The sequence below is a fragment of the Eubacterium sp. AF19-12LB genome (genome assembly GCF_003479125.1).
GTDB classification, from domain to species: Bacteria; Bacillota; Clostridia; order Lachnospirales; family Lachnospiraceae; genus Eubacterium_U; species Eubacterium_U album.
The window spans coordinates 312,170-323,553 of the sequence record NZ_QUGP01000003.1 but is presented as its reverse complement, the minus strand read 5'-3'; the positions used below and the strand labels follow the sequence as shown (position 1 = coordinate 323,553).

The 11,384-nt window shown below is 31.6% G+C and carries 16 protein-coding genes and 2 pseudogenes; 2 read left to right on the top strand and 16 right to left on the bottom strand.

Translation table 11 applies throughout. The features are described from left to right. Positions 1 to 98: 98 nt before the first annotated feature. The 15 genes and pseudogenes from DWX29_RS04665 to DWX29_RS04595 form a co-directional block, all read right to left on the bottom strand. Entirely contained in the window at positions 99 to 521 is a 423-nt protein-coding gene (locus tag DWX29_RS04665) for a GNAT family N-acetyltransferase (RefSeq protein ID WP_118565270.1), read from the bottom strand. Positions 522 to 580: 59 nt separating this feature from the next. Then, positions 581 to 1,069 carry an NUDIX hydrolase gene (locus tag DWX29_RS04660; RefSeq protein ID WP_118565269.1) on the bottom strand — a complete coding sequence of 163 codons (489 nt, stop codon included), beginning with the start codon at positions 1,067 to 1,069 and terminating at the stop codon, positions 581 to 583. Between the two features lie 149 nt (positions 1,070 to 1,218). Next, positions 1,219 to 1,653: an NUDIX domain-containing protein gene (locus tag DWX29_RS04655; protein ID WP_118565268.1), complete on the bottom strand. Its 435-nt coding sequence runs from the start codon at positions 1,651 to 1,653 to the stop codon at positions 1,219 to 1,221. Positions 1,654 to 1,823: 170 nt separating this feature from the next. Continuing rightward, positions 1,824 to 2,261 carry a GNAT family N-acetyltransferase gene (locus DWX29_RS04650; RefSeq protein ID WP_117910458.1) on the bottom strand — a complete coding sequence of 146 codons (438 nt, stop codon included), beginning with the start codon at positions 2,259 to 2,261 and terminating at the stop codon, positions 1,824 to 1,826. An 83-nt stretch (positions 2,262 to 2,344) separates the two neighbouring features. Beyond that, the gene (locus tag DWX29_RS04645; protein WP_117910459.1) at positions 2,345 to 2,872 is read right to left on the bottom strand and encodes a hypothetical protein; all 528 of its coding nucleotides are present in this window, start codon (positions 2,870 to 2,872) and stop codon (positions 2,345 to 2,347) included. After that, the gene (locus tag DWX29_RS12550; RefSeq protein WP_117910460.1) at positions 2,817 to 3,008 is read right to left on the bottom strand and encodes a hypothetical protein; all 192 of its coding nucleotides are present in this window, start codon (positions 3,006 to 3,008) and stop codon (positions 2,817 to 2,819) included. Before DWX29_RS12550 ends, DWX29_RS04645 begins: the two co-directional genes overlap by 56 nt. A 100-nt stretch (positions 3,009 to 3,108) precedes the next feature. After that, positions 3,109 to 3,624: a YdcF family protein gene (locus DWX29_RS04640; protein WP_118565267.1), complete on the bottom strand. Its 516-nt coding sequence runs from the start codon at positions 3,622 to 3,624 to the stop codon at positions 3,109 to 3,111. Further along, entirely contained in the window at positions 3,612 to 3,752 is a 141-nt protein-coding gene (locus tag DWX29_RS12640) for a hypothetical protein (RefSeq protein ID WP_158574501.1), read from the bottom strand. The genes DWX29_RS04640 and DWX29_RS12640 overlap by 13 nt, the downstream gene beginning before the upstream one ends. Next, complete coding sequence (locus tag DWX29_RS04635) at positions 3,740 to 4,162, bottom strand: N-acetyltransferase (protein WP_117910462.1); 423 nt, start codon at positions 4,160 to 4,162, stop codon at positions 3,740 to 3,742. The genes DWX29_RS12640 and DWX29_RS04635 overlap by 13 nt, the downstream gene beginning before the upstream one ends. A gap of 419 nt (positions 4,163 to 4,581) precedes the next feature. Continuing rightward, positions 4,582 to 5,781 (bottom strand): hypothetical protein, encoded by a 1,200-nt coding sequence (locus DWX29_RS04620; protein ID WP_118565266.1) that lies wholly within the window; start codon positions 5,779 to 5,781, stop codon positions 4,582 to 4,584. A gap of 114 nt (positions 5,782 to 5,895) precedes the next feature. Then, complete coding sequence (locus DWX29_RS04615; RefSeq protein WP_022087857.1) at positions 5,896 to 6,249, bottom strand: hypothetical protein; 354 nt, start codon at positions 6,247 to 6,249, stop codon at positions 5,896 to 5,898. A 277-nt stretch (positions 6,250 to 6,526) separates the two neighbouring features. Continuing rightward, on the bottom strand, positions 6,527 to 7,129 hold the full coding sequence (locus DWX29_RS04610; RefSeq protein WP_118565265.1) for a Type 1 glutamine amidotransferase-like domain-containing protein: 603 nt from the start codon (positions 7,127 to 7,129) through the stop codon (positions 6,527 to 6,529). A gap of 223 nt (positions 7,130 to 7,352) precedes the next feature. Further along, positions 7,353 to 7,775, bottom strand: a pseudogene (locus DWX29_RS04605) (dihydrofolate reductase); the annotation flags it as partial. A 57-nt stretch (positions 7,776 to 7,832) separates the two neighbouring features. Continuing rightward, positions 7,833 to 8,330, bottom strand: coding sequence for an NUDIX hydrolase (locus DWX29_RS04600; protein ID WP_022088785.1), 498 nt, complete (start codon positions 8,328 to 8,330; stop codon positions 7,833 to 7,835). Between the two features lie 68 nt (positions 8,331 to 8,398). After that, a pseudogene (locus DWX29_RS04595) lies at positions 8,399 to 8,707 on the bottom strand (GNAT family N-acetyltransferase); the annotation flags it as partial. A gap of 319 nt (positions 8,708 to 9,026) precedes the next feature. Between DWX29_RS04595 and DWX29_RS04590 the strand changes: the two are divergent. After that, positions 9,027 to 9,512, top strand: coding sequence for a sigma-70 family RNA polymerase sigma factor (locus tag DWX29_RS04590; RefSeq protein ID WP_022088786.1), 486 nt, complete (start codon positions 9,027 to 9,029; stop codon positions 9,510 to 9,512). Further along, positions 9,502 to 10,575, top strand: coding sequence for a DUF4179 domain-containing protein (locus tag DWX29_RS04585; protein WP_118565263.1), 1,074 nt, complete (start codon positions 9,502 to 9,504; stop codon positions 10,573 to 10,575). Before DWX29_RS04590 ends, DWX29_RS04585 begins: the two co-directional genes overlap by 11 nt. A gap of 168 nt (positions 10,576 to 10,743) precedes the next feature. Here DWX29_RS04585 and DWX29_RS04580 read toward each other — a convergent pair whose 3' ends face one another. After that, on the bottom strand, positions 10,744 to 11,367 hold the full coding sequence (locus tag DWX29_RS04580) for a flavin reductase (protein ID WP_022088047.1): 624 nt from the start codon (positions 11,365 to 11,367) through the stop codon (positions 10,744 to 10,746). Between the last annotated feature and the right edge of the window lie 17 nt (positions 11,368 to 11,384).

The following is an 11,384-nucleotide window of genomic DNA, read 5'->3' as shown; positions in this document are numbered from 1 at the left end:
TTTTTATACAGGTATCTATTTTTTGTCAAAAACAAATCCATACAATTTTTGCCAATTATATACAATAAAAAATTACCCAATTTTTTCTCTTTTAGAATTTATTTCTTATATATAATCTTTCTCAACGCCGGGCCACAATACTCATGTGGAACAAGTTTAAATCCTTGTTTTATATAAAATTGTTCCTTTCCAACTTCTGCCAACAATTGTACACTTACACGACTTCCCTCACACATATTTTTTTCAATATACTCTAAAATTGAGTTCATGATTGTTGTACCTATCTTTCTACCCTGATATTCAGGTCTGACAACAACATCCACAATAATAAAATATATGCCGTCACCAACAACTCTTCCCATTCCTATTGCATTATCATTATAAAAAATTACAATTGAATAATATGAATTTTCCAAGGCTTTTTCCGCCTGTTCTTTACTCCAATTATTCCATCCTACTGATTTTCTAAGTGTATAATATGTTTCATAATTCAATTGATTTTCTTTTATTGTGTATTTCATAAATACTCCGTTATCTTATATTCCTTTACTCTCGTATGTTCACTACATAATATAATCAATTACAAATCTAGTTTTTTAACAATCTCCAACGTTCTGCTTGAGGCTAGCTCATTCCCATCCAATTTAAACATTGTTTCCTTGTCTACCCATTTGTAACCAATTGTTTCTCCTTCCTGTAAAACAATCGAGTCCTTTTCAAAATCCGCCTCACACAAATATACTACATAAAATGAATGGTGGTCATGACGAACAGCACGCCCAATCTCCTTCATTTCACCGCTTAAGCCGGTTTCTTCTTTTAATTCTCTAACTGCTGCTTCTAACTCATCCTCTCCTTGTAACGCGGAACCTCCTGCAGTCAATTTCCATTTTCCACCGTGATGTTTTCTAAAATCACGTTGCATTAGTAAATATGAGCCATCTGTATGCTTTACTACTATTTCACTTACAAGATGATACGCTCCATCAGGAATGGATTCGCCTCGAATCAATGTCTTATTTTCTATTTTATTAAAATTCTTATTGTATGCATCCCATAGTTCTGCCATTGTAGAACCTCCTTAATTTTAATTGTTTACATTACCCACTACAATTCAATAGGATATATTTCAATAACAAAATGTTCTTCCTCTATCTGTGTTTCAGGATGTGATTTTGCAATATCCAAATTGGAGTTCTACATATATTTGCTCTGCTCTTATAGATAACCTCTTTTCTTTGCTTCGCTAATTAACTTAGGTTGAATCAAAGGATATGTCCACTGACGTATTAAGTCATCGCTTAAAACTATCTTCTCGATTTCACTATGTATCTCCTCAAAAGAAAAAATCTCTGCTGCATAAAGCATTCCAAAAGATTCTTTTGCTGCATTTTCATTTACACGCGTTTTTCCTTTTACTGAATATACACAAACTGGTTTTATGTTAAAATCTACAGCTCCTGTTTCTTCTTTTAATTCTCTTACTGCAGTATCTTCAATTTTCTCACCGGTTTCTCTGTGTCCTCCCGGTACTTCAAATGTATCTCTTTCTTTATGCTTGCAAAATACCCATTTACCATTAGATTTTGAAATAATAACAGTAAATTCAAGTAAAGAATCATCTACTTCATCATAAAAATTTACTTCAGTCATCTCTTCCCTCTTTTCCATTTATAATCTTTTGCTACCAGAATAGATTTATTTTTTTTTACTGCTCTCAATTCTTCCAGCATCACAGGCACATATTCTTCTATAAATTGGTCTAGCATATTTTTCTCCATGTGATGCAATTAATAACAATCTATCGTCAAACAAATAATAGATTAAAGTTCTTTTCTCATAATACTATCTTCAATTTCAACATAACCATTCTTCGGATAAAACTTCCATGACTCAAACCATTGTTCTTTAGGTTTACCTAAGTGTACAAGCGTAGCATCTTTTCCATTTTTCTTAACGTATTCTTCTGCGGTAGTCAAAAGTTTAGTTCCTATGCCGTTGTGTTTTTGATTACATTTCACAAACAAACGATGAATATAACATTCATTGGAATTATCAATCATTCTCACACCCACACTTCCAATAACTCTGTCATTTTCATCTATGGCAATCCAAAACATTCCGCCCTTATCCATATAACTTTTTTGGATATCTAACAAATCTTCATTCAGTCCCGGAACTCTTCCCAATGCATCTTTTGCTTCCAATATCATAAAAATAAGGTCATCTCTATACTTTTCTTCAAATGTAATTATTTTCATACTAGCTAAAAACCTGCACTTTCTTAATTTTTTCATTTCAAATTGAAAATTATCCACCATGGTCATAATTTTATAATAAAACTCTAAAGTGACAAAATTATCTTTTTTATCTCATCAACCTTCTCATCTAATTCTTTCGTCCCATCTATCACATAATCAGATGCTGGCAAAACATCTTTTAACATTTGAATATACGCAACTCTGGCATATTTAAGATACGTATCCATGTCTTGTCGAATCTCGTCTCCTGTAGCATTTTTCATATCTCTCAAAACTCTTCTAGCCATCGCAATATCTAATGGCGTATCTATAAAAATTGCACAATCAATATATTCCCTTAAACCTTCGTGACAGTATGCAAAAGGATAATCTAATAACAAATAATCGCAGCCTGAATTTTTTATATCAATGACATCTTTAACCAACGGACTCAGATTCCACACATTATAATCCGCTCCCTGTTTCGTCCATTCATAATAATTATCAACTTCACCTTCAAAAGAATAATCGTCAAAATGCAAAACTTTAGTATTTGCGATTTGCTTTTTCAATTCGTTAACTATAGTTGTTTTTCCGCCTGCTGTCACAGCTGCAATTGCTATTGTTTTCATTTAATGATTTGCCTCCTTTAAACGCTTTCTTTTTTCTCTTTTTAGTATTTTCCTTATTCACCATTGAAAATGGAATATTCTTCTTTTGTTTTAACATTTGATCAAATACTATATGTTCTCTTTTCTTTTTTGCCATCTGAAACCTCCAAATTTATTATCTAGTTTTCAGATTTCCATTACTGATTACCTCCACTATACATTTTAATCTAACAACACTTTTATAAATACTCTATTTTTTATATAATTTCAAAATCGTCAATTTTCCCTTTTTTAACATAATCTATTATCTTCTCTACTTCCCCTATCGCTCTAACTCGTCCTTTTTCATTCGTAAACCAGGTTGTTCTTCTTGTAGAATTATCTTCACCAGGCAAAGAAACTATATTAACACCATCATCTCTAAAAACTCTTTCTGCTATCATAATACTTCGTCTCATATGAAAAGAAGATGTCACGATTGCAATGTTTGTACATTCGCCAAGCAAATTATTTTTAATCATCAATTCTCGCGATAATTTCATATTTTCCCAAGTAGTCATTGCCTTGTTTTCAACCAAAATATCCTTCTTTTTAATTCCAAACTCAATTGCTTTTTCTTTAAGATAGTCAGCCTCAACCATATTTGCATTTCCGATGTTGCGTCCACCTGACACTATTATCTTTGATACTAATCCATTTTTATAAACCTCTACCGCATATGGAAGTCTATATATATGTGCCTTGCTACTTCTGCCATTTCTCATATGCAGCATTGACTCAGCCTTTCATTACTTTCTAATCCACCGCCTGTAATAAACCACTGATTGGTATCTAATTTCTGATATGTTCCTATATATGCAAGAGCAAGTATGTCCTTCCAACCTTCTACTATTTCTTCCAACTCATAAGAAGTTCCTTTTCATTTGTATCATTATCAATACTTTCTGACTGAATCACAAAATCTTCTCTTTGATAAAATGAAATTGCTTTGTAATTTTTTTGGTACGCACTTAAATGCATTTCCTCTTTTAATTTCTTAACATAATTCAATAACTGTTTTCCTATACCTTTTGACCTCATATTCTTTTCAACAAAAATTCCTTCTATATAATCTTTGTTTAATCCTATAAAGCCACTTATTTTTCCTAAATTTTCATATACATATATTTCCGCCTGAGGAAGTATATCCTTAACCATTTCAAAATTATCCATCCAATATTTTTCTGGAATAAAGCTATGTACTTCTACATTTGAATCAAACCATATTTGCATAATTGATGGTAAATCATTTTCTCTGAATTTTCTAATCATATAAAGCCCTCATGTTTATAAAAGTATGTTTTTTATTTATGTCCCATTGCCACTCTTACTTCATATGTTTTTTCTTTACCTATTAACATTTATAATAATGTAAACGCCACCTTAGGCGCTGTTTGAGGACAATACGACGTTATAATATTTTCATCAACTACAACTGGATTATTTTCAACAATCACTCCATATTCAGCCAATTCAATTATATCCCTTATCTAGCCATATAAAATCACCTTCAAACTATATCTTTTCAATTATAGCTTGAAGGTGATTATTTTTAAAGTTACTATTAAATTTAATAGTGACTGTGATATCGGATGGAAAGGTGACCACATTGAAATCTGCCATATCGACAACTATGAAACTCTTAATGGAAATAAATTTGTTATTTAATTTCATTTTGCGGTTAAATAGTATTATTTTTTTGTCTTTACCTTTATCGTCTTGGACCAAATTCCACCAATTTTCTTATATCCTTTTAGAGTGGATACGTCAGTTGTAATACTATATCTTATGTAGTAAGTTGTGTTAGGCTTTAGCTTTTTAATTGCCCTAAGTCCACCACCCTTTTTATCCCATACAGTTTTAGCATTCTTAAATGATTTATTTGTTGAATATTGAACAATATCAACAGGTATCACCATTTTTTCAAAGGATATCTGTTTTTTCTTTATGTTAAGATGCTTCTTTTTCATCTTTGGTGGCCTGTTGTCCAACGAAAGAACTATCTGTGTAGCTTCGGTTGCTCCTGTTTTATAATTTGCTGCAATATTCACCAGAATAGTATTTCTGTTGTTTTTAAAATAAGATCTTTTGACAGTAATTGATGTTTTCTTATAATCGGTCTTTTTAAAGAAAGCTTTCGAGTTTTTCCCTATACCGGTATATGTAATGTTATAACCTGTACATCCAGAAGACTTCGACCATGACAATACATATTGATTATTTTTTACATTGCTTACTAAAAGATTTTTTACTTTAGTTTTATTTTCAACCAGCTCTACATCTGTCAGATATTGTGTTCTAACATAAGCTCTTTCACTGTTAAACCATACCGTGGTCCAATTTGAATCACTTTCATTTGGCAACGTTTCTATCTCTGCATCTGCCTGAAGGAGTCCTACAACATTGTCATCATTCGACTCATCCTTTGATTTTCTAACACCAATTTCCTTTAATGTTTTCAAGTTATAAACTTTTTTCATTACAGCGCCCTCTGGCACTTCTGTTCCATTTTTGTAAAGGTTTATGTACTTACTTTTTACATAATAGTAACCATATCCGTTCATTAAATAGTTGGTACTGTTGTCCCCCTGGAATATAACTTTGTAATACAAATCATCTGTATCTGATGTATTAGAATAAAGTCTTCTCGTAGTAACTATATATATTTTTTGATTTATTCCTACTCTATATACATCACCACTATCTGCTGTTCCCGGTATTGGACTAATCCCAATAAATCCACATGTTACCTTTCCGTCAGCAACCTTTGTAATGTTTGTGCCTTCCGGTATACGGTTATATTCTTTGTCAAGATCAATCCAGACATTGCTTCTGGATGTTCTATAAAATCCAGGTGGATGTGAAGCTTGTAATAAATACTGGGCACACATAACAGGTGCTCCTGTAAAACTTTTATATCCATTACTCCAAAAAGTAACAGTATTCTTATCATATTCTACTACCTGTAAATTAGCTGTTTCACTTTCCAGATACGCACCGTTAATCTATGTGAAATTTTGATATCCTATAACACTTGAATACAGCACCTTTAAATTTTCAATATTGTCCTGTGGCAGATACTTAGGATCTACTGTTTTACCCTGAATCTTTGTTCCTGCAGGTACTACATCCATGGCAATATGATTTTTCCAATGTGCCACATTGTCAGGACCAACCAGATATGCCCTACCTATTACTTTTATATTTGGACATGCCTGATTAATAAATTCTGTATGATATCTTGACACATCTCCCAGTGCATAGACAGACTCTCTCATACATCTCATTCCAATAAGAAAAACTGCAAAAAACAGAAAGCCACCAATCATCATCTTAAAATGCCTTTTGATTTTGCTCATACACATCTCCTTTCTCTATTTTATTTTTGTGTTCCGTTCACTAATGTCTTACATCTCATAATGCATAAACATTGTCTCCTTGTCTAATAACTATTAGATCACTTTTATGCTACTTTTTCATTAATATTTTCTACATCAGGAATGCTATCTTTTGTGGTTTCAATAATTTTACAAAAATTGTCCATTAAATGTGACAGCCATTTATCTTCATATCGTGCTTCTGTAATATCATTTGTTTCTATATTAATAAATATCCTTATAAACTGGAATTTTCAAATTAGTCTTTGCAAATAACCTTTGAACCTTCACCATCAATTACAATTCCCTGCCGGTTGTTAATTGGGCATAGATTCAAATCCGAAAACTCAGTCATTATTTTCTCGGTAACTTTCTTAAATGGTGCTGTAAGATAATGCGGAAGAACATAGAAATCAATCAAATCAAGCCCTGCATCATCTTCTTGGGAGTAGTCCTCCGGCTTTTCATCCATTTGCTCGATATATTGGATGCTTGGAGCGCATATAATCGCACCTGCCGATTCACCAATCATCAGTTTTTCCTTTGCCAATTCTTTCTTCAACAGCTCATCCGTTCCCGTTTTACGGAGCTGGTCTATAAGGAAAAAAGAATTTCCGCCGGTAAAATATATCACATCCGAATCTTCAAAAACAGACTGTATCGTTGAATAAGCCTCCGTTGAAATATCAATTTCAGTTACGATTGCTCCCAACTTTTTGAATAATTTTCGAGCCGAACCGACATAACCGGTGTAGCCTTCACGCAGCGAAGCTGTTGGAATAAATGCGACTTTCTTATTTTCAATTTCTTCCTTTATCAGACTTCCTACACTTGAAAAATGCGAACATAAAAATAGTTTCATCAATATTCTCCTTTATAAACTTCGATTTATCCATTTCCCTATTTTATTTCTCTCACAATAATACATTGCAGTTTCTAAATTTCCATATTTAATATTTTCCATCTCTTCTAACATTTTAAAATTTACCCGTCTAATTCCTTATTATCGTTAATAAAACTGGAAATTACTATTGCTTATTCTTTCTTCTATAAATTTTTCTTATAAACAGTTCATTATTTTCAGATGTTTCTACAATAGATATATTAAAATTATTGTCATCAAATTCTGGGAAAAAGACATCCCCTTGCTCTACATTTATATTAATCTCAGTAATGTACATTACGTCCACTAGTTGTATGGCTTCTTTGTATACTCCATAGCCACCGGCTATATATACATCTTTTCCTTTTGCAAATTCTATAGCCTCTTTTACACTAGATGCTGTATGAAGATTTTCACCTATATATTTTTTAGTATTCGAAATAACTATCGTTTCTCTATTTGGAAGCGGGCGACCAATTTCATCGTATGAATTTCGTCCCATTATTACAACATTTCCTGTTGTAAGTTCCTTGAATTGTTTTTGTTCTCCCTTTATTTTCCACGGAATTTTTCCATTTTTTCCAATAACATTATTTTTTGAACGGGCTACTATTAAACCTATCATATAAATTTTCTCCTTATATAAAAGTTTTTACGAGACTAATTTCCCTGGTTTACCTTTTCAATATAATAATCCAGTTTTTGTTTCATCCGTAATTATATGCTCTATTCCTGAATGTTCCTTACTAAGATATTCCTTTAGAAAAGTTGGAAATGCTTTGTATTTATCCAAATCTTTTATTGGTATCCAATGCATTGTTTCTCTTACTCCCTGGCTATAACTATCACTATTAAGCTGTTTTGTTCCTCTAGGCTTCATCAAATAGTACATTGATATTTCATGGCAATCCATTCCTTTTAAAGTTCCCTGATTTTCATTGAAGAAATTTTCGTGAATAACTGCAAGGCGTTCAATTTCATATTCTACACCTGTTTCCTCAAGCACTTCTCTTTTTACTGCCTGCTCAGATGTTTCTCCAACATGAACTCCACCACCGATTGAGTAATAATAATCGTCTATTTCATTTCCTGCAAATAGCACACAACCTTCTTCAATTATTATTGCTGCTGCACGATATCTAAACCATTTATTTTCTCTTGTAAATCCACAATCCTGCATATTCTTTCTCCTCTAATCTTATAATTGTGTATAGTTTTTGATTTGACAAAATACTTATAAACATAACTTTATAGATTCAACAGATATAGTATGCTATCCCTGTCCGGATAGGAATATGGTACTGGTAGTTCTTCTGAATTAATTCTTTTAAAACCAGCTTTTTCATAAAACCTATGTGAGATATGAGCAACCGCAGGTGTATCCAAAATTATATGCTCAATACCTTTGCTGTTAGCATACTTCAAAAGTTCATTGTATAATGAAAGTCCTACTTTCTGTGAACGAAACGCCTTCTCTACAAAAAATTTTTTCAAAACAGTACAATTTTTCTCCTTCAACATGAGTCCGATTGTACCAATTACTCTGTCATCGGATAAAGCAACCCAAAATTATCCTTTACAAACCGACATTCTACTATTTATTCCAAATCATAAGATTTTCTTTTAATTTTCTAATCGTATAAAGCCATCATGTTTATATAAGTATGATTTTTATTTTACATAATATATTACCATCGCTCACTTTCAATAGCAATTTATTTCCCTAGTAATCTTCTTTTTCGCGTAAAATATATGTGTTATATTATTTAAGCTTAAGTTTTATTATTTAACTATTATTTAAATTTTCTATTATTTAAAAATTGACCATTACCGCTTCCCGACTGTATATAAGGTGAAAGGAGAAACAATTCAAATTATGAGTACTCAGCAATTCGAAGAGAAATACTACAAGTACAAGGATCTTCTTTTCAGAATAATCTTCACATATGTAAAAAATCCAAATGACGCTGAAGATATTTTGCAGGAAGTTTTTACAAAACTTTATTGTAGTAACAAAGCTTTTGAAACAGATGAACATGAAAAAAGATGGCTCATTAGAATTTCAATTAATCTCTCCAAAAATCACCTGAAATTATTTTGGAATAAGAAAAGAGATATTTTTAATCATGAAGACTTACCGGGAGAATCATTTTCTTCAGAATATAATGATTTACTGCAAATGGTTCTAAACCTCCCTGACAAATGTAAAGCTCCAATGTATCTGCATTATTACGAAGGATATTCCTGTAAGCAAATTGGTGAAATACTTGGCTGTAAAGAATCAGCAATTAAAATGAGATTAAAAAGAGGACGTGAGCTCTTAAAAATGAATTTAGAGGAGGATAAACAGTATGGATGTTAATGAATATAAAAAAGTATATGATGAAATTAAAACATCTGAAAAAATCGACAACAAAATATTAAATTCTGTTAAGGATACAAAAAAGAAACATTCTTATCCGCGATTACTTAAAGTTGCTTCTATTGCACTAGCCTGTATTTTATTATCAAATGGCAGTGTTTATGCAATTAACTATATTTTACATATGGATTCACACGTTAAAAATAAGGTTATTAAAACTACAGAGAAAGAAACACATGAACAATATCTTATTAAAAACGGATATGACACTATTTATACTGATTCAAATTTAAAAAACATTAAGTGTGAAGATAAAGGTATTTCCGTCGAACTTGTGGAAACTGTAGCTGACAATAATATTGCATACGTTTATTTTAAGGTTGATTATGGAAAATGGGAAAAAACTGTAGAAGATATGGGCTATGATTTGGTTGATGTCTTTATGGACGTTGATTTTTATTGTACAAAATCTAATGGTAAACAAGTTGGTCTGTCATGGGCAACAGGATATGCTAATCATTATAAATCAGATGATACAAGTTACACTTACGGTTTTGATGTTGATAATGAACGTGATTTAGATTTTGAAAATATTACTATGGAAATAAAATCTTTTTACGCTACAGGTCATACAGTTTATTCTGAAGATGAAACTTTTGTAAATGGCAATTGGAAAATATCATGGGATTTAAAACATGGTACTGAAGAACTCAGAAAAACATTTAATAGGGAAATTGATTTAGGCGAAAAATATAATAACAAAAAGGTTTATATTAATGAAATAATTATCACACCTATTGAATACACAATCTACTATTCATACCATAAAGGTGAAAAAAACACTTTACCACTGATAGATGTAATAGATGAACTTAATACCGGTATTGCAACATTAAATATTAAAGGTAAAGAAATCTCGCCTAAGGTTATTTCTCAGATTGATTCTGTGGAAAATGGTGGCAAGCGTTCTAAATACACTGTATTCACCGGAGTTATTGGAAATCTCAATGATATTAATTCTGTAACACTTCCGGGTAATAATACCTTTGACATGACTGAATAAAATAAATACTGTTTAGTTTTTTATACACAAAAGCAAAAAGTAAAGTTTTATGCACAAGTTCTTACCCTATATAATAAAATAAGCATATTTTAACGTCAGTTAGAATATGCTTATTTTTATTCTTCTCGCAATTTTATATTATGCTACCACAAAATCAACATCTTTCTATCAAGCGTAAATTGGTTCAAAATCATCTGCGCCATGTCCACAAACCGGGCATACATAATCTTTAGGCAACTCACTTCCTTCATATACATAATTGCAGATTTTACATCTCCAGCCTACTATTTTTCTTCCGTTACTTTCATCATCCTTTTTAGGCTTTGGTTTTATTTCATTTTGATATTGTGCATAAGTCAATGGTTCTTTTTCACTTAAAACTTTTGCATCTGTAACTTCTGCAATAAACAAAGTGTGTGTTCCAAGGTCATGCTTTTCAACAACCTTACCACTTATAACTGCACATGACTGCCATCCAAGATAAGGAATTCCTTCATTATCAGTTGGTGGTGTAATATTTGAGAACTTGTTCACATCTCTTCCTGATTGGAAACCAAAATGCTTTATAGACTCAAACGTACAATCACTATCTAAAATGCTAACTGCTAAAATTCCGCTCTTTTTAATTAATTCACATGTATAATTACTGTTAAGCACCGACACGGCTATTCTAACCGGATTATTAGCCACCTGAATACATGTATTTGTAATACATCCATTAACCACATCCCCTGCCTTAGTGGATACCATAAATACCCCATAAGTCAAGTTATAAATTGCCTTCTTATCCATATTAATTCCTCCAAATT

What these genes read in the sequence shown, in the direction of transcription:
- DWX29_RS04665 (WP_118565270.1), bottom strand. Translation starts at nt 521, where the DNA reads ATGAAATACACAATAAAAGAAAATCAATTGAATTATGAAACATATTAT.
- DWX29_RS04660 (WP_118565269.1), bottom strand. Translation starts at nt 1,069, where the DNA reads ATGGCAGAACTATGGGATGCATACAATAAGAATTTTAATAAAATAGAA.
- DWX29_RS04655 (WP_118565268.1), bottom strand. Translation starts at nt 1,653, where the DNA reads ATGACTGAAGTAAATTTTTATGATGAAGTAGATGATTCTTTACTTGAA.
- DWX29_RS04650 (WP_117910458.1), bottom strand. Translation starts at nt 2,261, where the DNA reads ATGAAAATAATTACATTTGAAGAAAAGTATAGAGATGACCTTATTTTT.
- DWX29_RS04645 (WP_117910459.1), bottom strand. Translation starts at nt 2,872, where the DNA reads ATGAAAACAATAGCAATTGCAGCTGTGACAGCAGGCGGAAAAACAACT.
- DWX29_RS12550 (WP_117910460.1), bottom strand. Translation starts at nt 3,008, where the DNA reads ATGGCAAAAAAGAAAAGAGAACATATAGTATTTGATCAAATGTTAAAA.
- DWX29_RS04640 (WP_118565267.1), bottom strand. Translation starts at nt 3,624, where the DNA reads ATGCTGCATATGAGAAATGGCAGAAGTAGCAAGGCACATATATATAGA.
- DWX29_RS04635 (WP_117910462.1), bottom strand. Translation starts at nt 4,162, where the DNA reads ATGATTAGAAAATTCAGAGAAAATGATTTACCATCAATTATGCAAATA.
- DWX29_RS04620 (WP_118565266.1), bottom strand. Translation starts at nt 5,781, where the DNA reads ATGTGTGCCCAGTATTTATTACAAGCTTCACATCCACCTGGATTTTAT.
- DWX29_RS04615 (WP_022087857.1), bottom strand. Translation starts at nt 6,249, where the DNA reads ATGAGCAAAATCAAAAGGCATTTTAAGATGATGATTGGTGGCTTTCTG.
- DWX29_RS04610 (WP_118565265.1), bottom strand. Translation starts at nt 7,129, where the DNA reads ATGAAACTATTTTTATGTTCGCATTTTTCAAGTGTAGGAAGTCTGATA.
- DWX29_RS04600 (WP_022088785.1), bottom strand. Translation starts at nt 8,330, where the DNA reads ATGCAGGATTGTGGATTTACAAGAGAAAATAAATGGTTTAGATATCGT.
- DWX29_RS04590 (WP_022088786.1), top strand. Translation starts at nt 9,027, where the DNA reads ATGAGTACTCAGCAATTCGAAGAGAAATACTACAAGTACAAGGATCTT.
- DWX29_RS04585 (WP_118565263.1), top strand. Translation starts at nt 9,502, where the DNA reads ATGGATGTTAATGAATATAAAAAAGTATATGATGAAATTAAAACATCT.
- DWX29_RS04580 (WP_022088047.1), bottom strand. Translation starts at nt 11,367, where the DNA reads ATGGATAAGAAGGCAATTTATAACTTGACTTATGGGGTATTTATGGTA.